The organism is Shewanella zhuhaiensis (genome assembly GCF_022484835.1).
In the GTDB taxonomy this organism is placed as follows: domain Bacteria; phylum Pseudomonadota; class Gammaproteobacteria; order Enterobacterales; family Shewanellaceae; genus Shewanella; species Shewanella khirikhana.
Genome location: NZ_JAKUDL010000010.1, coordinates 38133 through 58669, shown reverse-complemented (window position 1 = coordinate 58669; position 20537 = coordinate 38133). Strand labels below are relative to the sequence as shown.

Genomic DNA, 20537 nt, shown 5'->3' with positions numbered 1-20537 from the left:
AAGTACAGCCTTGCCCCTTATCCGCCAAAGGCAAGCCAAAGACCTACAAAAACCATTAAACTACCGGCTATACGGTTAAGTAATGTTAAGTTGTCGCCACGGCTTAACAGTGCCTTGAGGCTCTTGCCGCCACCTGCGTACAGCAGCAAACAGCTGAATTCCGTGATAAGAATAATAGACAGCAGGGCCATCAACTGCGGCGCCATTGGGCGCTCCACATTAATAAAGGGCGGCAGCAGCGATACCATAAAGGCCCAGCCTTTGGGATTGGCAACAGCGGTCAAAAATCCCTGACTGATAAGCGCCATCGGACGTGGGCTCGGGCCGGGCTCACTGCTTAAGGCAAATTTGCCGCGGGAGCGCCACAGATTAATGCCAAGGTACACCAGATAAGCGCCGCCAACGTACTTTAGCGTGGCAAAAACTTGCGGATAGTTCAGCATGATAGCGGCCACGCCCAGCACTGCCGCCAATGCCACCAGCCCTACGCCGACCAGCTCCCCCGCCATCATCCACAGGCTTTTACGCACGCCAATGCTCATGCCAAGGGTCATGGCCAGGGTCATACACATACCCGGGGTGATGGAGACAAATAAAAAGGTGGGGATAAACACCGCAAGCAGCGCGAAATCAGGCATTTTTTATCGATTCTATATTCAGCAAAGTACGAAGGACTGAGCAGTGTAAATCATCCGCGGCGCGAAGAACAAGGGGCGCTGTGGACCAAAATAAAAGGCCGCCGAATGGCGACCTTGGGTGGAGTGTGGAGGTGTATGGTATATCGTATGATTGATGGTTAATTGTATTATTTCAATGTGTTGTAAAGGTTCCTTTTTCTTTTTTCATCTGGAGACTATGCGCTTGTGGGTCAGTCCCTGATGACAATCGACACAGGTTTCACCGCGCTCGGCAATTCGCTCATGATTGAGCCGCGCACGCTGAGGCTGTTTGGCCAAATCGAAATTGTCGCCCTGATGGCAATGACGGCAGCTCTGGGAATCATTGTTTTTAAAGGTTTCCCAAACACTCTCAGCCATGGCCGGACGCAGTGATTCAAAGTTCTCCTTGGTTACTGTACCCACCACCATGTGGTAGATGTCCTTGGTGGCCACGATTTTCACCTTCATTTTGTCGATAAAGGTGTGCGGCACATGGCAGTCGGCACAGGTGGCGGGAATGGTTTGGCCGTCGCCGTAATGGGCAGAGGCCTGGTATTCCTGGACTATGGTGTCCATTTTCAGGTGACAGCTGAAACAGAACTCGTTGCGGTTGGACAGCACCATCATTCCCTGAAATGATGCCCCCGCCGCGACCAGCACGAAGACCCCGATGGGGACTCCCAATGCCAGCGGTCGTCTCAACCAGCGCCACAGGCGCTGCACCCGAGTGGGTTTTCCCTGTTCACTCACGAGGAAATCCTCCCTGTGAAGAAGGGGCGGGCTGCCGCCCCTTCAGGCCTTATTTACTCTCGCCCAAATAACGGGCTTTAAAGGCTTTTTGGGCCTCGAGACGGGCTTTCTTCAGCTCTTCCGGTTCATTGCCGGTAAACCAGGCGTGTTCAGGGCGTGACAGGATCTCATCCAGCACCTTGCGGGCACGCTCGGCGCCTTCCTTATTGCCGGCGTGTTCGGCCTTTTCGACAACTTCGAGGTACTGAGGCACCATTTCAACATAGAAACGCTCAGCCACTTCAAACATGCCGTGCCACTGGGCGTAGTCCGGTGCCTGCATGGCGGCGCCGTGACGGGCGCGGCGACCTTCGTGATGCCACAGGTAGAACCAGGTCCACTCGATTTCTTCATCGAAACCTGTGTCAGTGAGCATGCCTTCGGCCTTGAGCGTGGCCATCAGCTTCTTACCGGGAGAGGCAAACTTGTCGTTATACAGGTTCACCAGCGAGTCAAACTGCTGATAGAAGCTGTCGACCATCGACTTGGTGTGGCAGGCCTGGCACACATCCATCATGTCCTGGCGGCGCTCTTCCCATGGCTTAACCTGTTTGCCCTTGGCTTTGGCGGCGGCATCGACCTTTTCAGACACTGCAGGGCGCAAGGTCCAGCTGATCCTATCGCCCACATCGTGGGTAACCGGCTGCTCGCGGGTGGCAGACATATGGCAGGTGGCACAGGTAGGCGCGGCGTCGTAGTCTTCACCCACGATCCATTTGGCGGATTCGAGGTTCATCCTATCGACGTTGGCATAGAAGTTAATACCGTGCTTGGACTCGTCATAGACTTCTTTTTGCGGATGATCCGGGCCAAGGTGGCATTTGCCGCAGGCCTCGGGACGACGGGCCTGTACCATGGAGAACTCGTGACGCTGGTGGCAGGCACTGCAGGCGCCGATGGAGCCATCGGGGTTAATCCGGCCAATACCTGTGTTGGGCCAGGTGGTAGGATCCAGATCGCCGTTTTCCAGCACCTTAACTTCGGAACCGTGGCATTGCCAGCAGCCATTGACTGCCGCAGGGGACTTACCGTTGAAGGTCATGGCGCCTTCAACCACTTCGGCAAGGAAGTTGTCCAGTGAGCCCATGATTTTACCTGCGTCGGCGTGGTGGCTCTTGGTGAACTCTTCCACTTCCTGGTTGTGACACTGGCTGCAGTCTTTGGGGGACACAATCACCGCAATGCTGAAGCCTTCGTGCTTGATGGCATCTTTATCCGTTGGGTCTGCTTTGTGGCACTCGTAGCAGCCAACATTGGCGCCGTAGTGTTTGGAGCGGCCCCACTGGGCATAAAGGGAAGGGTTCTTTTCTTTGTGACATCCTGCGCACTGGGCGCTTTCGTCACTGAGGGTTTTGAAGGGTTTGAGCACCAGCGCCTTGGGTTCGGCCTGACTGGCGGGGGACAGACTGAGGCTTAGCGCGGCTATCGCCGGCAGGAGCAGCGACAGGCACCGTCGCAGGTTTCGCGAATAATCCATATACAGTTCCTCAAATGCATTCCTGTTAACTCACTGTTTTATTTATATCTTGCTAATACATTGCTAACTCTGTGTGGCAGCAATGTTGACAATGTAAACCTGCAAAAAAATTGCATCTTGATTTAAATCAATGCGGACTGGATGAGGGGGTGAGCGCGATCACAAAAGGGTGATTATTTATGCGCATTAGCATGGAATGCGGAAAACTTTGAGCCAGCGTTGGTATTGGCCTGCACTGTGATGTCAGGCGACATGGTCTGTGCAGAAAGGATTTGCCTAAAGTTGGCTAAGATAATGCTTGTTAAGCAAAAAAGTTGAGTAAAAGTTGTGGGTGGCTTTTTGGCAAAAGGCGCGAATTAATCAAGAAAAGCCGTGCCCTCATCAGAGTGGAACTGAATAGGGCGGAGCTGAAAGAGCTTAACAGCACTGAGCTAAATGAGCAGACCAGGTCTTAATTGAGCAGACCAGAGCTGAACAAGCGCCATCAACCAATGGCGACACAGGACATGGCGGCACAGATAAAGGTGGCACAGATAAAGGTGGCAAAGAATACGGCAGCAGAGAAACAAAAAACCGCCGCAGATGCGACGGTTTTCACCTCAGCAGTATTAACTGCCGTCGGCAGGGGTTAGCCTGCGGGGCTTAGAGCACGCCGCGGCGGACCTGATCGCGCTCGATAGACTCGAACAGCGCTTTAAAGTTACCTTCACCGAAGCCCAGGTTATTCTTACGCTGGATGATTTCGATAAAGATAGGACCAAACAGGTTCTTGGTGAAAATCTGCAGCAAATAGCCAGACTCATCGCCGTCTACCAGAATTTGGTGATGCTTGATGCGTTCACGGTCTTCAGTGACCTGGGGCAGTTTTTCGAAGATGGTGTCGTAGTATTCAGGAATAATGTCCAGTGTCGCAATGGACGAGCCTTCCATTGCATCCAGCGAGGCCACGATATCGCGGCTGCGGAACGCCAGGTGCTGAACGCCTGGGCCATTGTATTCACGCAGGTATTCGTCAATCTGGTTACGATCGTCGCCTTTACCTTCGTTGATGGGGATGCAGAAGCTGCCGTCGGGTGAACGCAGCGCGTAAGAGATCAGTGCAGTCTGCGAGCCCTTGATGTCGAAGTAGCGCACTTCGGTAAAGCCAAACACGTCTTTATAGAAGTTTGACCACTGCTCCATGGTGCCCTTGTAGACGTTGTTGGTCAGGTGGTCGACTTCCATAAAGCCTTTTTCCTGCACAATCACAGGCTCATCCAGGTCTACAAAGTCGGTGGCGTAGATGTTGTCATCACCGAAACGGTCGATGAAGTAAATCAGGCTGTCACCAATGCCGTAAATGGCTGGGTAGGGCAGGTCTTTCACTTCATCCGGGGCGGCCTTGGCGCCACGCTCAACCGCGTGCTTGTAAGCGTACTCGGCATCTTCCACGCGCCAGCCCATAGAGGTGATGGCCGGGCCGTGAGACTTGGCAAAACCGGCCGAGAAACCGGCGCGGTCGCGGTTCATCAAAAAGTTGATGTCGTTTTGCTGGTAATAGTAGATGTCCTTTTCCTTGTGCTTTTTCAGCATGGAAAAACCAAAGTCCAGAAACACCTTGTGCATGAAATCGTTATCGGGCGTTGCAAACTCGGTAAATTCGATGCCGAGCAGGCCCAGTGGATTGGTTTCGCTTGCCATTGTCTTGTCCTCTTTCAATGGAATGCTGCCTGGAATTGTTCTGATTAGTCTTCGAGCCAGGAGCGGTTGTAATCGGGTGCCATGCAGTTTTTCACGTGTTCGGTTAGCTGCAGTGGCGCAAAGGTGTCTACCATCACGGCGTACTCGTAGGTGTCCTTCTTACCGATGGACGCCTCGGTGCGGCCAGGCTGCGGGCCGTGGGCCACGCCTTTCTGGTGCAGGGTGATGTAACCGGCTTCAATGCCGGTGCGGCTCATAAAATCACCGTCGACGTAATAGAGCACTTCGTCGCTGTCGATGTTGTTATGGTAGTACGGGGCCGGGATAGCCTGCGGGTGGAAATCATAGGGGCGCGGTACAAAGTTGCAGATAACGAAGTTTCTGGCCACAAACAGCAGGTGATCCGACGGCGGCAGGTGGATTTTGCCCACCTTGGGCGCGTATTCGGTGATGTTGAAGGCCCAGGGATAGACAAAACCGTCCCAGCCCACCAAATCAAAGGGATGCCATTCGAGCTGAGTCAGCTGATACTTATCGCCAAACTTACACACCAGCGGGAAGTTTCCGCGCTCAACCACGGCGTCTTTTAGCTCGGGCACGCGGATATCGCGCTCGCAGTAAGGGGCAGATTCCAGCAGCTGACCGTATTCGTTACGGAAATGCTTAGGGATCTCCACCATGGTGAAAGATTCAATCACGAACAGGCGTACATTGCTGTAATCGTTGAACTTGAGCTGATAAGTAGTGCCGCGCGGGATAACCAGATAGTCCCACTTTTTCACTTCAAGCTCGCCATATTCCGACAGCAGCACACCGTCGCCTTCATGGACAAACACCACTTCATCGGCATAGGCGTTGCGGTAAAACTCATCCGTGTCAGCAGTTACCTTGGCGGTGTAGAGCGCCACGTCTGAGTTAAAGAAAATCTTGTTGCGGGCAGAGAAGAAATTGCCTTCACCATCGGCCAGACGTGAGTCCAGCTTATAGTTCTGTACCAGCGAATCGACCCAGGTATCGCCGTGGGTCAGTGACATGGGGGCCACTTCCAGCGCCTTGGTGGGCATATTGTGGTGGTACTTGTTGGAATAGATGTTCGAAAACCCGTGGGTAGAGAACAGCTCTTCGCGGTAAAGCTCTCCATTTTCCTTGGCAAACGCGATATGGCGCTTGTGCGGGATCTGACCTTGCTTCACATAAAATGGCATTTGTTTTTATCCTCTGTTGGGCTCGCAGTGGCCCATTTACCCGCCGAATTGGCGCTATATGTGATCTGGGTATCAATTTAGTTGCCGACTTGTGCAAAAAAAAGAATAATTAATCGGTAATCACCATCTAAAAATTAGATGGTAAATTTGGCGTTACGCTTTTGTTCATTGTCTGACCCGGGAGAGGGCCGATGCGCATCGATGTGGATGCCTTTAAGGTATTGGAAGTACTGGTGGAAGAGGGCAGCTTTGCCAAGGCGGCAGAGCGGCTGCACAAGGCCCAGTCGGCGGTGAGTTACCAGATTAAAAAGCTTGAGCAGCATCTCGGGGTTAGCCTGTTATCCCGGGAGCAATACCGCGCAGAGCTCACCGCCGAGGGGCGGGTGATTTTGGCCGAGGGGCAACGGCTGTTATCGCATCTTGCCAATATTGAGCATCTGGCGAGCCGTTTCAGTGAGGGTTGGGAGCCCAAGCTTGAACTGGTAATCGATGGCGCCTTGCCGATGGAGCCGATTATGACCGCGCTCAAGCGCATGGCCGAGCATCAAATTCCCACCAAAATTCAGCTTAATATGGAGTTCCTTGGCGGGGTGCAGCACAGATTTGAGCGCGACAATGCCGACTTGATGCTGGTAAAAGACTATCGCACCGGCCCCTATTATTACGCCAAACCCCTGCCGGCGATCACCAGCGTGTTGCTGACGGCGCCCCATCACCCGCTGGCGGGCCGTAAAGCCCTTACCCTCACCGAGCTGCAGCAACACGTAGAGCTGACCATCGAAGACTCATCGCCAGCCAAAACCTACCGTGACGAGCTGCAGTTTGGTGGCGATAAAGTCTTTTATCTTTCTGGTTTTATTATGAAAAAGAACGCGCTGCTGAAGGGGCTTGGTTTTGGTTGGATGCCAGACTTTTTGGTGCGCGATGAGCTTAAAGCGGGTCTGCTTACTGAAATTGATTTTGTTGGCGGCAGCCGTTACACCTTCGTGCCGCAGTTGGTGTCGACCCTGGAGCGCCCTCTGGGCCGTGCCGGCCGGCTGTTTACCGAGTTGATTTTGGAAGAGTTTGCCAAGGAGCCCATGGGGATCCCCGAAGGCCTGGGTTAACAGATTGCAAAGGCTGCATACACAGTTATTTACATTTCCTCGCTGACAGGTGACATATTATGTCGTATGGTGAGCCACATCAGTCAAACGTCATATGGGGAAAAGGATGATGAGACGTTGTCACGAAGTGGACTATGAAATTCGCGGCGAAAGCATGCAGCTGGTGGAAGTGGAGCTGGATCCCGGTGAAACCGTGATTGCCGAAGCGGGCGCTATGACCTACATGGAAGAGGGCATTCAGTTTGAAGCCCGCATGGGCGATGGTTCGCAGCCTGAGTCCGGCTTTTTCGGTGCCCTGATGGGCGCGGGCAAGCGTATGCTCACTGGCGAGAGCCTGTTTATGACCCACTTTACCAACCAGGGTCATGGCAAGCGTCGGGTGGCGTTTTCAGCGCCATATCCCGGTACCTTGCTGGCACTGGATATGGCCGAGCTTGGCGGCGAGCTTATTCTGCAAAAAGACAGCTTTCTGGCAGCAGCCTTGGGAACGCAAATCACCATGACCTTTAACAAGCGCCTGGGTACCGGTTTCTTTGGTGGTGAAGGCTTTATCATGCAAAAGCTCAAGGGCGATGGCATGGCCTTTGTGCACGCCGGAGGCACCCTTATCAAGAAGGAACTCAGGGGCGAGACACTGCGGGTGGATACCGGCTGTTTGGTTGGCTTTACCCCCGGCATTGATTACGACATTCAGCGCGCAGGCTCGCTTAAATCCATGGTGTTTGGCGGTGAAGGGCTGTTTCTGGCCACACTGCAAGGCCATGGCACCGTATGGCTGCAAAGTCTGCCGTTCTCGCGCATGGCCGACCGTATTATTGCCCATGCGCCCTCGGCTGGTGGTTCGAGCCGTGGTGAGGGTTCGGTGCTTGGCGGTCTTGGCCGCATGCTGGATGGTGATTGATACCCTGGAGCGCAGATATATAAAGGGAGCCGGATGGCTCCCTTTTTACCTTGGTGTGATAGGCAAGCTATCGATATTACTCGTTGATAATATCTATAATTTTGCGGGTTTTATCGTGGATCTTAAACAGCGAATCGTCGATACGGATGGTCACGGCGCCATCGATACCGATTGGGCCAACCCGCACGCCACGGTCATAGATGTCCAGATCCAGAATATCGCCGCGGCTATACTTTTTCTGCCAACCGGGAGGCAGTGGCTCGCCCTTGGCAACCTTCTTTTGCAGGCCGGGAGGCAAGTCCTTTCCATCTGAGCGGTACTCATTGTAGGACTTATCTTTATGATCCTTGTGCTCTTTATGGTCCTTGTCATTTTTGGCCATCGCACCTGTGCTGAGTGCTGTCGCCAGCATCAAAAACATCCATTTGTTTTTCATCGGGACTCTCCTGAACCTCAATTGAGGGACTGATTAAAGGGATTCACCAGCCATCTGGTGGATTAGCTGCCAGTGAACCTCATCCACAGGCTGTATGCTCAGCCGCGACCCTTTTTGTACCAACAGCATATCGGTAAGCGCCGGGTGGGCCTTAATGGCGCTTAAGGTAACGGGTTTGGCAAAGCGCTTGATAAAGCGAATATCCCGCTGCAGCCAGCGGGGCGACTCTGGTGTGGATTTGGGGTCGTAATAGGGCGACTCGGGATCCCAGGCGCTGGCATCGGGATAGGTTTCTCCGGCGACTTCGGCAATGCCGACCACCGCCGGCACCTTGCAGCTGGAGTGGTAGAAAAATACCCTGTCGCCAATTTGCATTGCATCTCGCATAAAGTTGCGGGCCTGATAGTTGCGAATGCCATTCCAGCCTTCGGTTTGATTCGGTCTGGCAGCCAAATCATCGATGCTGAACTCATCGGGTTCGGACTTCATCAGCCAATAATTCATCAAAAATCTCGTCGCTTTTTTACTTAAGCTCCCAGTTTACGGCGGCTTTGGGCAACGGCAAGGTTTTTTGTTCCGTTCAGCCAATGTTCAGTCCTTTTAGCCGATGCTGGCGCTGGTACGAATTATGCCTGCTTTAGATTGAGCGGATAACACTGTTGACCGGAGGTATGTATGAGACTCGAATTCAACAGCAATGGTTTTGGTCTGTATCGACCTTTTCTATCCTGGCTGGCGGCTGGAGAACACGAACTGTCCGGCGGCGATGCCAGCGCCTTTCTGTCGGCCCTGCGGGCTTCTTCCCTTGAGCTGGTGGGGTTTGACTGGAAAGACTGGTACGAGCGCACTCATCTGGTCGACAACCCGACCTACCTGGAAACGGCGAGCTTGCACGACTGCCGGGTGATTTTGAGCGCCATGCTGAGGCTTGAGCGATTCAGCCCCGGCGTTGTGGAAAATCTGCGCCGCCAGGGAGTACTCTGTGCCCTGATGGCGCGTTTGGATGCCCTGTGGCAGCTTGAGTCGGCCCACGCCTGAACGCTTCGCGCTTAAAGATGTTGGCAAAGCCGACCGGCTTCGCCGCTTTTGGGCGATTCGCCTGACAAGTCAGACAATCGCTTTCTCGCAAACCTTTATTCGGCAACGAACGGCAGCGGGCGCGGGGTGGCGTTGTTACTTGGCGGCAGAATGGGCATCTCAATTTTTGGCTGCTCACCGGTCAGAGCGCGCAGGAAGGCAACCATCTGGCGGGTTTCGTCCTTGCTGAGTGCCTGCCCAAGCTGAATATCGGCCATGGTGTTCACGGCTTCCTCCAAGGTCCAGACACTGCCGTCATGGAAGTAGGGGTAGGTAAGCTCGATATTACGCAGTGTAGGCACCTTGAATACGTGCTTATCGGTATCTTTGCCGGTGACCGCCTTGCGCCCTTCTGCCGGGTTATTGGTGTGGAATGGCTTGATTAGCCCCATCTTCATATACATGGTGCCACCAACCGCAGGGCCCTGGTGGCAACTGATGCAGCCTTTGCTCTGGAACAGCGCATAGCCTGCTTTGGTATCGGCATCAATGGCGTCCTTGTCGCCACGCAGGTAGTTATCAAACGGGCTGTTGGGGGTGACCAGGGTCTTTTCAAACTCGGCAATGGCGTCAGTGATGCGGTCAATATTAACCTTGTCATCGCCATAGGCCTGCTTGAAGCGGGCGCGGTACTCAGGCATGGAGGCAACGGTATCCACCGCCAGCTCATGGGTAAAGCCCATTTCACCAGGGTTGGCGATAGGGCCGCCAGCCTGCTCTTTTAAATCCTTGGCGCGGCCATCCCAAAACTGCGCCAGGCCATATTCTGCATTCAGCACAGTTGGGGCATTGATGGGGCCCTGGTGCCAGTTGTGGCCGATGGAGGTGGGCAGGGCATCGACGCCGCCCATGGACAGGTTGTGGCAGGAGTTGCAGGAAATAAACCCTGACATCGACAACCTGGGCTCGAAATAGAGCATTTTGCCAAGCTCGACTTTCTCAGGTGCGCTGATAATAGGTGGGTCAATCGGACTGATAAGTGAACTGCCTTCAGCGGGGGCATTGCTGGCGGATGCTGCGACCGACAGGGAAAGCGGTAAGGCGAGCAGCGCGAGGGACAAGGGCGATAATTTCATATGACACTCCTTAATATCCATATTTTTACTGTGGTATTTGTGATGAGCGTAAATGAAAGTATCTCTTCAATAAAAACAATAAATTACGATTGCCTCTATCGTATATTTGGATGCTTGAACTGTGATCTGCTCGCTGTTATTTCGGCTCGAATGCTGGCAGTAATATGGTGTTGTCATTTAGGCCTTTTGCTTGCAAACGATAAAAGCGTTCAGGAAGGGGCTCTGGCTGTCACAATCGGCGGAAAAAAGCTTGCTATACTCAACCCAAAGACTGGCTTTCTGAGCGTCATCCACCATGTTTACCCCCCGGCGACTAGCCTTTGCCATGCTGATCCTTGCTGGCTGCATTGCAAGCCAGGGCTGGGTGTATGCCGAAACGGTTCGCCTCACTTCACTGCATTGGCCTCCTTATTCGGGTAAGAATCTGCCTGCAGAGGGGGCATCCATCGCCGTCGCCAAAGCGGCTTTTGCCGCCATGGGCCATCAGTTAGAGGTGGATTTTTATCCCTGGAGCCGCGCGGTCAAATTGGCCCATCAAAACAATACGCCCTACGTGGGTTACTTCCCAGAGTATTACTACGACACCGTGGAGTTTGTGTTTTCCTTGCCGATGGGTATGAGCCCCCTTGGCTTGGTTGAGCAGCGCAAATACCCCATAAGCTGGGTATCGGTAAAGGACTTACGTGCGTACCGACTTGGGGTGGTGCAGGATTATGTGAATACAGAGGAGCTGGATAGGGCCATCGCCGACGATTTGCAGCCAGCCGAGGTGGTGACCTCAGATGAATACAACATCAAGAAGGTGGCGGCGGGCAGAATAGATGCAGCTGTGATTGATGTGTACGTGATGCGTTTTTTGCTGCGTCAGCCCAAGCTAGGCTCCCTTGCCGACAAGGTACAGCTCAACAGCCAGCTGCTGGCCAATAAGAATCTGTATGTCGCGTTCAAGAATACCCCGGAGGGAAGACGCTGGCAGGCCATCTTTAACGAAGGCCTGCAGCGGATTGATGTGGCAGAGATAATGGCAGATCATCTGCCGGAAGAACTGGATTAGCGCTAGCTGCCCGGGCGCTTATGCGCGGGCAACCACGGTACGGCCAATGGGTGTCAGGCTCAAAAGCGCAAGCTTAAGGTGCTGAATACCAAATGGAATACCTATAATGGTGACAAAGCACGCCAGCGCATGGGTGATGTGACCTATAGCCAGCCAAATGCCAAACAGTAAGAACCAGAGAATATTGCCGACCATACCCATAGGGCCGGTGCCAAAATCTTCCAGTCCGGTCAGCTCTCTGCGGGAAACATGATCCTGTCCAAATGGCCAGAATGCCAGTTCTCCAATCACGAAGCAGGCGCGGCCAAATGGAATACCGATAATGCTGATAAAGCACAGAATGCCGGCAAGCCACCAGGCAAGGCCCATCACGAAGCCACCCAGAATAAACCAGGCGATGTTAAAGATGAGTCGTAAAACGCCCATAAAGTCTCCTTGTTACACGTCGTTATATATTTTATAAGCAAAACCAAGGCCAAAATTTATATTCATTTAATTCAATAGGATATGTCGGCTGTGATTTGGGAGAGTCGTCCATCGCACTTTAAAGTGGTGATTTTCACCATGGATTGCAGCTGCCTGAGAAGCTGAGAAAGGGTACACTGCGCCATCAGTAACCTGTGTCAAGAATCTGTGTATGAGCAGCCCAAGCCCGGTCGAACGGATTTCGTTTTTTGGACGCCCGCTGTGGCTTAAGCGGGATGACCTTTTGCCTGAGCCTTTCAGTGGCAACAAGGCGCGTAAGTTTGCATCGCTCAGAACTGGCGACTTCCCCGCTGTGACCACTCTGATAGGCTACGGCTCGCCCCAGTCCAACTCGCTGTTTTCCCTGGCAGCGCTTGCCCATGAAAGGGGCTGGCAACTCGAGTTTTATGTTAGCCACATCGCCCAGGCCATCGATGCCAGCCCCGGCAGCAACTATGGTGGCGCCCTTGGCTTAGGCGCCAGGGTGTTGCCGGTTCCTGTCGAGGGCATGTCTGCCAGAGACTACATCGAAACAGTGCGTCTGAAGGCACCGGATGGTGCGCAGTGCCTGTATGTGCCCGAGGGCGGGCGCTGCGCTTTGGCAAGGGAAGGGGTGAGGCAACTTGGCCAGGAGCTTTGCATCTGGGCTAATGGGCAACAGATAGATGCGTTTCGGGTGTTTCTCCCTTCAGGCACTGGCACCACCGCACTGTATTTGAGTGAATATTTTATCGAAGCTGCGCCTCAAATTAAGGTGTATACCTGTCCGGTTGTAGGCGATGAGGCTTACCTAAGTGCCCAGTTCAGTGAGCTTATTGCTGATAGTTCTGTGCATCCGCAGGTGGTTGGCGGCAAGCATCATTACGCCGGGCTTAAGCTCTGCGAGCTTGAAATCTGGGGGCAGATGTTGGCGCAGGGCACTGAATTTGAACTGCTATATGACCCATTTGGCTTGCAGGTGTTAAAGACGCTGATGCAGGTTGATGCGATGTGTGCTGACCAGCGTGCGCCCTGGCTTTATTTGCATCAGGGCGGGCTTAGGGGCAATGTGTCCATGGCGGCCAGGTACAGGCGCAAATATCCGCAGTGGTTTGAAAAAAATAAGGCCTGGGCCGGAAAATACCTGTGAAATTGTATTTCCAGCTCAGGCTATCGGTGAAATGGAACGGAAAAATGAGAGGATTGAGACGTTCCAGTTTCGGTAGTTTACTTGTTGGTGCTCAGCAGCCACTTCATAAACTTCAGCGCTTCGGTGCGCTTTGAGAAGGTTCGCCGGTTCTTACCGTGTTTATCGGTGAAGGCGATAGAGGTCTTGTTGAGTGAAATCGAATTTACCGGGAATGCCACGCTGATTTCATGGCCATCCAATTTGTATGACATAAGCCACACTCCTTATCTGTTTATGTCGCCTGAATGGGGCGAATCAAATCTAACTATAAAATATCCTTAGCAATTGTTTGCAAAAGACGGTTGTGAGGACCATCGAGACTAACGGATTGCTTTATGGATTTCAAGTTAGCAGCGAACGATAGTGTTAATAGAGAAAACAATACGTCCGCTGGTATGCCTTGCATTTGAGCAGCCTTGAGTGACAGTCCCATGACAGCATTGAGAAACTTCTGTGATCGCGGCACTTTTATACGGCATTGCTGAGTGTTTATCAGCTTAACCTGATTGAAAACATGCCCTTACAAGGATGTTAAAACCCGTTGTTGGTGATAATATTTAGTCTGTTTATTTCACAGACTGGAATTTCCCGATGAACAGGACAAGGTGGTCTTGGTTATTTTTGCTGCTGCTTGCCGCGCCCCAGGTGTTTGCCAACAGCACGCTGACCGTGGTGCAGGCGCTGGATAAGTCCAGCGAGCAGGCCGGAATCGAGGCTGAGGTTGATGAGCGCTACCCCTATCGGGACGAGCTGGAGCGGGATACTCCCCGCGGTGCCCTGCAGGGCTTTTTGAAATCGGCCTGGGATCAGGACTATCAGCGGGCCGCCCGCTATCTGGATATGCGCTTTCTGCCTGATGGTATGAACGAGGCCAAGGCTCCCGGATATGCCCGGGATCTGCAGGCGATTATCGACCGCAACCTATGGATAGACCTGGATACCGTCAACGACACCCCCGAGGGCAACAGCGCCGATAACCTGCCTTCTTATCGCGACATGTTTGCCCGTATTAAGGTAGCCGATTACGATGCCATCCTCTATTTGCAGCGGGTGCCAGACCCCACCATCGGCGCTGTGTGGAAGGTTTCCAACGCCACGGTTTCGCAAATCCCGGTGCTGTATGAAAAGCTCGGTTATGGCCCCTGGATTGAGTGGTTTATCGCCCACATTCCTGAAGGCCGGCTGTTTATGCTTAACCTGTGGGAGTGGGCATTTGTTCTTGCCTTTTTAACCGCGTCGCTGCTGCTGGTGATCCCTGTGACCTGGATTGCCCGCTGGTTGCTGCTGCGCACCAACTGGCAGCATAAAGAAGAGGTTGGCCATATTATTACCGGGCCACTGCGCTTCTTTTTGGCAATTCTGGTCAACAAGCTGGCGCTGATGCAAACCACCTTGCCGGTACTGACCAAGGAGCTGCTGGATTCAGGACTGTTTTTGATGCTCACCCTGGTTTGGCTGATTTGGGCGCTGCTTGGGCTGGTGCAAAGCCTGCTGCGGGCGCGCTGGGTGGCTAATGGTAATAAACAGGCGGCATCTCTGCTGCGGCCGTTGACCAATTTTGTACGTATTCTGATGTTGATGCTGGCGCTGCTGGTATGGCTGCAGCACCTTGGCTTTAACGTTGGCGCTATCCTTGCCGGTATGGGGATTGGCGGCATTGCCATTGCGCTGGCTTCCAAGCAGTCGATTGAGAACTTTATCGGCACTGTGACCCTGTATTCTTCAGCGCCGCTCAAGGTGGGGAATCTGTGTAAGCTTGGTTCACTGCGCGGCACCGTGGAGGAAATAGGTTTAAGGTGCACCCGCATTCGAACCCTGGACCGCTCGGTTATCCATATTCCCAATGCCAAGCTCGCTGAGATGGAGATTGAAAATATCTCCGAGCGCGAAAAAATCCGTTTTAAAACCGATATTCGCCTCGACTATGACACCAGTGCCGAGCAGATAAAGCTTATCACCGAGGATATCAAGGCCTTGCTGGAGGCCCACGAGAAGATCAATGAAAAGCCGCTACGGGTGACCTTTAAAGGTTTTGGTCTGCATGGCTTGGAAGTGAACGTGTTTGCTTATGTGGGCAGTACCAGTTTGCCGACCTATCAACAGGTGGCCCATGAGCTGAACTTAGGCATTATGGAAATTGTTGCCAGGCACGGCTCCAAAGTGGTCCCCGCGATGGCGCCGGTCGCGCCCTGAAAAATAATAAACGCATTGTAAATGCAGTCGGTTATGACAAAAAAGGTCGCCTTGGGCGACCTTTTTTATTGCTGTCGATTAGCTGGTTTATACTTTGCTATCTAACTCTTCGCTAACGAACTATTTGCTATCTAACTCTTTGCTACCGAACTTGTCCGCAACCAAACTCTCGGCTACTGAGCTTTTGGCTACTGGAGCTGTTGCTGCATGAGTCACTTAGCGAGTTAAAGTAATGCTTAAGACACTTATCCTTTGCACTACTTATCCTTTGCTCTTAGGTATTGGCTCCTAAGCAAATCGCCTAAACAGAGCCGTTTAGTTGCCGTCAGCGCGGAGTCCACTCCTGCCACTTGTCGTCAGCTTCGCTGTAAAGTGGGAACACGGCGCCGTCAGCCAGGCGGTTTTGCACAGTGGTTTTTACCTCGGTCGCCAGGCCAATACCGCCAGCGAGTATGGTTTCCAGTGAGCCAGTTTGTACCTTGGCGCCCGAGAAGAGCCCAAACTCAATGTTTACTCCGGACAAGTCAAAGAACACGCTGCTGCGGTTCACCAGATGACGGTAGGGCTCATCAATGTGGGCGTACAGTTCCACCTTGCTGCCATCTGTGCTTAGGGCGTAGCCATCCACGGCGCCAACGGCAATACCGCGATAGAAAATCTGGCTGCCAACTTTTACTGAACCCAGCGTAGGACGCTCAAGGGTCAGTTTCAGCGCATCGGCAGCGACGGCGGCGTAATGGTCGAGCATTTCGCTGGTAGTGAATTTATTGCTGCGGCTTACGGCCTTACCCGGATGCACTGAAATAAATGCGCCGGTCAACACAGCTTCAGGCGCTTTAATCCCCTGCAGTGAAATTTCGGCATCCTGCACCACATACACCGAATCTGCGCGGGTGAAACTGTCGGCATACTTGCCGTACAGATACGCATGTGCACTGAGGACCTCCAAACTGTCGCCAAGACGCACCTCGGTGACTTCACCCACCTGATGCCCCTGATAACGAATGGCAGCGCCGGCACTCACTCTGGCACTGGCTGGCAGTGTCAGCTCTATGGGATAAGCTTCGGCAAGGGCCAGGGCTTCACTGGCATACAAGTGGCCGGGACTGGTGACCTTGCCCTCTTTTACCAGCGACAGGCCGATGCCGCCACTGAGGAGGCCTGGCAGGGAAGCCACGTCCAGCTTAAGTCCTTTCAGGCTGGCATCCACTGACACGGCACTGTGTTTCCAGTAGAGGGTGTTGGCACCAATCAAGCTGGCAAAGGGTTTGTCGATGGCAAGGCTAATGTTGAAAGCATCGTCGCTGGCTTGCCAGCTCACCTTGGTGACTTCACCAATCTGCATTTTTTTGTAATAAACAGGGCTGCCACTCTCTAGCCCATGGGCTTCGGCGGCGCTCAGGGTTACGGCAAGCCGCTCGGCAATGGTTTTGCTTGCTTGCAGTGCATCGGTCGACGGATACAGCGCAAGCTCAGCGCCATTTTTAAGGGCTGCGCCTGTGCCTTTAATCAGCCGCAGCGCGCCTTTAAGCAGGGTAGAGGTGTCGCCAACGGCCAGTTTTACCCCTTTCAGGGAGGCGTCGACACTGAAGGCCGATTCGGGCACCAGATAGCTGCCTTCAGTCAGCAAGCGTTTGAACTCAGGCTGAATTTCGGCGCTATATACCACAGATCCAAAGTCATCGGCGAGTTTCACTGACGTGATTTGGCCAATGGGTAGGTTACGGTAGCGAATTTCGGCGCCTTGCTGGGCGTCACTGCGCTCACTTCTGACCGTAAAGCGCGCCTTTTCAGCAAACATAAAGTCAGGTGCAACGCTTTCCAGCGGATAGCTGTCCTGTGGCTTACCTTCACCGGGCAGCATGGCTATTACATCACCTGTAATAAGTCGCGAAGCGTGTTTGATGCCACTCAAGGAGACGTCAGCTCCTTCACGCCAGAAACGGCTGTCGCTGCCAAGCAGATGGCCCTGATCGTGATTGATAAATACGCTGATGCGTACACCTGCGTCGGTGAGTTCGGTTTTCACCACTTTACCGATTTCCAGGCCGCGATAGAGCACAGCTGTGCCCGCTCCAAGGCCATCGGCGTTATCTGCAAGCAAGGTGAGGGTAGTGCCACCGAGGGCATCGGTTTCACTACTGTGCAGCACAAAACTGTCGCCGTGGGCTGCGTTTTCGCCGCTGTCCGAGGTGCTGAAGCTGATGCCGCCGGCAAGCAGGGAGGCCAGGCTTTCGCTCTCGACTTTTATACCCGATAAAGAAGCATCAATGCTAAGGCCAGAGACATTCCAGAAGCGGCTGTCTTTCTTCACCAGATGGGCATATTGCTGCTGAATAAAGGCGCCGATAAGGATGCGCTGATTGCCTTCGAGGCGGTAGCTCACAACGTTACCTACGGGGATTTGACGAAAATATAAGGTTGAACCGACATCCAGCGAACCCAGCTTATCTGTGCTCAGCTCCACCAGAATGCCTTCATTACCTGGCGCCAGTGGCGGCGCTTCACGCAGGGCTTCAAAGCTGGTGGCGCTGTCGCCTTTGCCGGGCTGCACCGCAATATAGTTGCCGGAGAACAGCGCATCCAGCCCCGACACCCCTGTGATGGATGCCTTGGGGGATACCAGCCAAAACTGGGTATCTTCGCGCAGGTATGGGCCGGAGCGGTAGTCCATCATCACGGTCACATTCACGCCTGTCAGATCTTCGTCCATGGCGATATCGGTCACTTTACCTACGGTAAGGCCCTGATATTTAACCAGGGTTTTACCCACATCTATACCGGAGGCGCTGGGGAAATGGATAAGGATCTCCACCCCCGACTCGCGAATGCTTTTAATCCCAAGCCAGGCGGCGAGGGCCATGGCTACGAGGGGAAGGAGCCAGACCGGCGAAAAGAGCTTCTTCTTTACCACCTTTGGGGCTTCAATGTTTGTCATTTTTAACTTCCAGTCGATCCCAGAGTAAACGAGTGTCCAATACCTTGGCGGCAAGCTGGGTAAGCAAGATAACCAGGGCAAATGCGGTGGCGGCGGGGGCGGGCTTGGCATCCAGCAATTGCCCCATGTTCACCAGTGCCACCGTCAATGAAATCACAAAAAGGTCGAGCATGGACCAGCGTCCAATCCACTCAATAATATGAAACCCTGCCATCAGTTTGCGTTTGGAAACCGGCAAGTCAAAGCTGATGGCGGTGAGATAGGTTGCCAGGCCGACAATCTTAAGCCAGGGCACCAGAATACTGGCGGTAAACACGATAATCGCGATGGGCAGCATGTCGGAGTGCACCAGATGTTTGATGCCACTGAAAATCGTATCGTGGGTTACCCGGCCCTGATTAACCAGGGTGGTGATGGGGTAGACATTGGCCGGAATAAGCAAAATGGCGGCCGTGATCAGCAGCGCCCAACTTTTTTGTAGGCTGGTGTGGTCCCTGGCGCTGTTGTCGGCGCCGCAGCGGCGGCACTTGGGGGCGCTGATGGGGTTGGTTTCACGGCAAACCCGGCACTGACACAGGCCGATTTGCTTGCCGGTGGTTTCGTGGCCAACGCTCATTTTAAATGGCTCCACATATGCTCAATGTTGTACTCCCGCTGTAAAAACAGAGTGACCAGAAACAGCATGGTAAAGCAGAAGGTGCCTACGCCAAAGTAAATGTCAGAAAAATCAGACAATTGAAACGCTGAGACTAAGAAGCTGATAACGTAGATTTCCAGCATGGTCAGTTGGCTGAAAAGCCCATGGCGCCGTAAAAGCCAGGCATAAGCATGTTTTTGCCAGGGGCGTTGCAAGCCGGATTTTACCAGCAAAATTTGGCCTAAAATCGACAGTAGCAGCAGCCCGGGGCCTATGACGGCTGCGACCAGGACAGCGACACCAACCACCCAATACCCTAAATCCATCACGGCCATTGCGCCTTCCATTACCGTGGCAGTTCGCACCGAGCCTAAAAAGTGCAGTTCGAGCACAGGGAATAAATTGGCGGGCACAAACAGGGCGAGGGCGGAAAGGCACAGGGCAAGCATGCCATTTACCGAACAGTATGGCGTGTCGTACAGGGCCGTATGGCAACGGGGACACAGGGCCCGCACCCCGCTTGGCAGGGCACGGCGCCGGACCGCCAGGTCGCAGGCGCGGCAGAGGATCACCGAATTGTCGATATCGTCATGATGCATATAAGCGTGTAGCAGATCCGTTGGCTTACCGACGTAATGCCGCATTCAAAGCGGCTTTCCCATCAAATTGAGAAATGTTCAGCGTACGAGTGTATCAGATCCCGTTAAATACTTGCATCTCCGGATAAAAACTGTGACACTTCATCACTGTATAAATAAACAGTGCGAGGGCTATCATGGCGGTAATCACACAGTATGTGGTGGTCAGAGATGGGGTTGAAAAGATGACATTTACATCGAAAAAGGAGGCTGATGCCTACGACAAGATGCTGGATATCGCTGACAGCCTTATTCCTTTCATCAGCAATGCCGACTGCGGTCTGGATGAAGCGACTACCGAAAAACTGGCGTTCTATTTTGCGACCAACAAAGATGATTTATCATCGCTGCTCAAGGGCGCTGCGCCACTAAAGCCAGCGGTCCAACCCAAAAAAGCTGCTAAAAAGGCAGACGCAGAATAACAGGTTGCAGGAAACAGCATGAAACACGCGTTTTACGACACTTTAAACCGCCAGGCAGAGGCGTTGCTGGCAGGGGAAGACGACATGGTCGCTGCCATGGCCAACTTCTCGGCACTGTTAAATGAACATCTGGACTCTCTGAACTGGGTGGGCTTTTATGTGCGCCGGGAGCAGGTTCTGGTGCTTGGCCCATTCCAGGGCAAAGTTGCCTGCACGCGGATCCCCTGGGGTAAAGGCGTATGCGGCACCGCCGCTGCCACCGATACCACCCAGCGCATTGCCGATGTGCATCAGTTTGACGGCCACATTGCCTGTGACTCGGCGTCCAACTCCGAAATCGTGGTACCTGTGCGCCGTAATGGCGAGGTGATTGCTGTGCTGGATATTGACAGTCCAAGCTTTGATCGCTTCGATGAAGCCGATCAAACTGGCCTGGAAGCGCTGGTTCGTACCTTCGAAAAGGCCTTGTTCGGTCAATAAGTCGCCAGTTTTCGCTAAATGCCAGTCGCAATCGCCCAAGCGGTCACTATAATAGGCTGCTTGCGCGTGCGCCTGAGGCAGATACCCGGCGAATGATAAAAATTGTTAACAATGGTTATTAACGCTTTGGCATGCG

At 53.3% G+C, this 20537-nt stretch carries 21 protein-coding genes; 8 read left to right on the top strand and 13 right to left on the bottom strand.

Annotation, left to right across the window (positions count from 1 at the left end; genetic code table 11):
- Window positions 1-17: 17 nt before the first annotated feature.
- From MJ923_RS19185 to MJ923_RS19165, 5 genes are all read right to left on the bottom strand, one after another.
- Window positions 18-638, bottom strand: coding sequence for a LysE family translocator (locus MJ923_RS19185; protein WP_240592468.1), 621 nt, complete (start codon window positions 636-638; stop codon window positions 18-20).
- Between the two features lie 204 nt (window positions 639-842).
- On the bottom strand, window positions 843-1409 hold the full coding sequence (locus MJ923_RS19180; protein ID WP_240592467.1) for a NapC/NirT family cytochrome c: 567 nt from the start codon (window positions 1407-1409) through the stop codon (window positions 843-845).
- Window positions 1410-1458: 49 nt separating this feature from the next.
- Window positions 1459-2925 carry a multiheme c-type cytochrome gene (locus tag MJ923_RS19175; RefSeq protein WP_240592466.1) on the bottom strand — a complete coding sequence of 489 codons (1467 nt, stop codon included), beginning with the start codon at window positions 2923-2925 and terminating at the stop codon, window positions 1459-1461.
- Window positions 2926-3567: 642 nt separating this feature from the next.
- Window positions 3568-4605, bottom strand: coding sequence for a 4-hydroxyphenylpyruvate dioxygenase (gene hppD, locus MJ923_RS19170; protein WP_126166729.1), 1038 nt, complete (start codon window positions 4603-4605; stop codon window positions 3568-3570).
- 44 nt (window positions 4606-4649) lie between these two features.
- Window positions 4650-5810 (bottom strand): homogentisate 1,2-dioxygenase, encoded by a 1161-nt coding sequence (locus tag MJ923_RS19165; protein WP_126166730.1) that lies wholly within the window; start codon window positions 5808-5810, stop codon window positions 4650-4652.
- Window positions 5811-6001: 191 nt separating this feature from the next.
- Between MJ923_RS19165 and MJ923_RS19160 the strand changes: the two genes are divergently transcribed.
- Window positions 6002-6916: a LysR family transcriptional regulator gene (locus MJ923_RS19160; RefSeq protein ID WP_240592465.1), complete on the top strand. Its 915-nt coding sequence runs from the start codon at window positions 6002-6004 to the stop codon at window positions 6914-6916.
- 106 nt (window positions 6917-7022) lie between these two features.
- Window positions 7023-7817 carry a TIGR00266 family protein gene (locus tag MJ923_RS19155; RefSeq protein WP_126166732.1) on the top strand — a complete coding sequence of 265 codons (795 nt, stop codon included), beginning with the start codon at window positions 7023-7025 and terminating at the stop codon, window positions 7815-7817.
- A gap of 76 nt (window positions 7818-7893) precedes the next feature.
- On the opposite strand, the gene MJ923_RS19150 is transcribed toward MJ923_RS19155, so the two are convergent.
- Window positions 7894-8253, bottom strand: coding sequence for a hypothetical protein (locus tag MJ923_RS19150; RefSeq protein ID WP_126166733.1), 360 nt, complete (start codon window positions 8251-8253; stop codon window positions 7894-7896).
- Window positions 8254-8286: 33 nt separating this feature from the next.
- Window positions 8287-8757, bottom strand: coding sequence for an EVE domain-containing protein (locus tag MJ923_RS19145; RefSeq protein WP_240592464.1), 471 nt, complete (start codon window positions 8755-8757; stop codon window positions 8287-8289).
- Between the two features lie 171 nt (window positions 8758-8928).
- On the opposite strand from MJ923_RS19145, the gene MJ923_RS19140 reads away from it, so the two are divergent.
- Window positions 8929-9291: a DUF6508 domain-containing protein gene (locus tag MJ923_RS19140; protein ID WP_240592463.1), complete on the top strand. Its 363-nt coding sequence runs from the start codon at window positions 8929-8931 to the stop codon at window positions 9289-9291.
- 95 nt (window positions 9292-9386) lie between these two features.
- Here the strand turns inward: MJ923_RS19140 and MJ923_RS19135 are convergent, their stop codons facing one another.
- Window positions 9387-10406 carry a cytochrome-c peroxidase gene (locus tag MJ923_RS19135; RefSeq protein ID WP_240592462.1) on the bottom strand — a complete coding sequence of 340 codons (1020 nt, stop codon included), beginning with the start codon at window positions 10404-10406 and terminating at the stop codon, window positions 9387-9389.
- 295 nt (window positions 10407-10701) lie between these two features.
- Between MJ923_RS19135 and MJ923_RS19130 the strand changes: the two genes are divergently transcribed.
- Window positions 10702-11460 (top strand): substrate-binding periplasmic protein, encoded by a 759-nt coding sequence (locus MJ923_RS19130; RefSeq protein WP_420854497.1) that lies wholly within the window; start codon window positions 10702-10704, stop codon window positions 11458-11460.
- 18 nt (window positions 11461-11478) lie between these two features.
- Here the strand turns inward: MJ923_RS19130 and MJ923_RS19125 are convergent, their stop codons facing one another.
- Window positions 11479-11886 carry a YccF domain-containing protein gene (locus tag MJ923_RS19125; RefSeq protein ID WP_240592461.1) on the bottom strand — a complete coding sequence of 136 codons (408 nt, stop codon included), beginning with the start codon at window positions 11884-11886 and terminating at the stop codon, window positions 11479-11481.
- Between the two features lie 211 nt (window positions 11887-12097).
- Here MJ923_RS19125 and MJ923_RS19120 point away from each other — a divergent pair, with 211 nt between their 5' ends.
- Window positions 12098-13054: a pyridoxal-phosphate dependent enzyme gene (locus MJ923_RS19120; RefSeq protein WP_240592460.1), complete on the top strand. Its 957-nt coding sequence runs from the start codon at window positions 12098-12100 to the stop codon at window positions 13052-13054.
- A gap of 77 nt (window positions 13055-13131) precedes the next feature.
- Here the strand turns inward: MJ923_RS19120 and MJ923_RS19115 are convergent, their stop codons facing one another.
- Complete coding sequence (locus MJ923_RS19115; RefSeq protein WP_126166740.1) at window positions 13132-13305, bottom strand: hypothetical protein; 174 nt, start codon at window positions 13303-13305, stop codon at window positions 13132-13134.
- A gap of 379 nt (window positions 13306-13684) precedes the next feature.
- Between MJ923_RS19115 and MJ923_RS19110 the strand changes: the two genes are divergently transcribed.
- On the top strand, window positions 13685-15286 hold the full coding sequence (locus tag MJ923_RS19110; RefSeq protein ID WP_240592459.1) for a mechanosensitive ion channel family protein: 1602 nt from the start codon (window positions 13685-13687) through the stop codon (window positions 15284-15286).
- Between the two features lie 325 nt (window positions 15287-15611).
- On the opposite strand, the gene MJ923_RS19105 is transcribed toward MJ923_RS19110, so the two are convergent.
- From MJ923_RS19105 to MJ923_RS19095, 3 genes are read right to left on the bottom strand one after another with little or no spacing between them, the layout of a single operon-like run.
- A complete protein-coding gene (locus MJ923_RS19105; protein WP_240592458.1) occupies window positions 15612-18224 on the bottom strand; it encodes an MlaD family protein in 2613 nt (870 codons plus the stop codon).
- A complete protein-coding gene (locus MJ923_RS19100) occupies window positions 18211-18840 on the bottom strand; it encodes a paraquat-inducible protein A (RefSeq protein WP_240592457.1) in 630 nt (209 codons plus the stop codon). Before MJ923_RS19100 ends, MJ923_RS19105 begins: the two co-directional genes overlap by 14 nt.
- The gene (locus MJ923_RS19095; RefSeq protein WP_240592502.1) at window positions 18837-19460 is read right to left on the bottom strand and encodes a paraquat-inducible protein A; all 624 of its coding nucleotides are present in this window, start codon (window positions 19458-19460) and stop codon (window positions 18837-18839) included. Before MJ923_RS19095 ends, MJ923_RS19100 begins: the two co-directional genes overlap by 4 nt.
- A gap of 176 nt (window positions 19461-19636) precedes the next feature.
- Between MJ923_RS19095 and MJ923_RS19090 the strand changes: the two genes are divergently transcribed.
- Both MJ923_RS19090 and MJ923_RS19085 read left to right on the top strand, forming a co-directional pair.
- The gene (locus MJ923_RS19090) at window positions 19637-19921 is read left to right on the top strand and encodes a YebG family protein (protein WP_240592456.1); all 285 of its coding nucleotides are present in this window, start codon (window positions 19637-19639) and stop codon (window positions 19919-19921) included.
- 18 nt (window positions 19922-19939) lie between these two features.
- The gene (locus MJ923_RS19085; RefSeq protein ID WP_240592455.1) at window positions 19940-20401 is read left to right on the top strand and encodes a GAF domain-containing protein; all 462 of its coding nucleotides are present in this window, start codon (window positions 19940-19942) and stop codon (window positions 20399-20401) included.
- The last annotated feature ends 136 nt before the right edge of the window (window positions 20402-20537 follow it).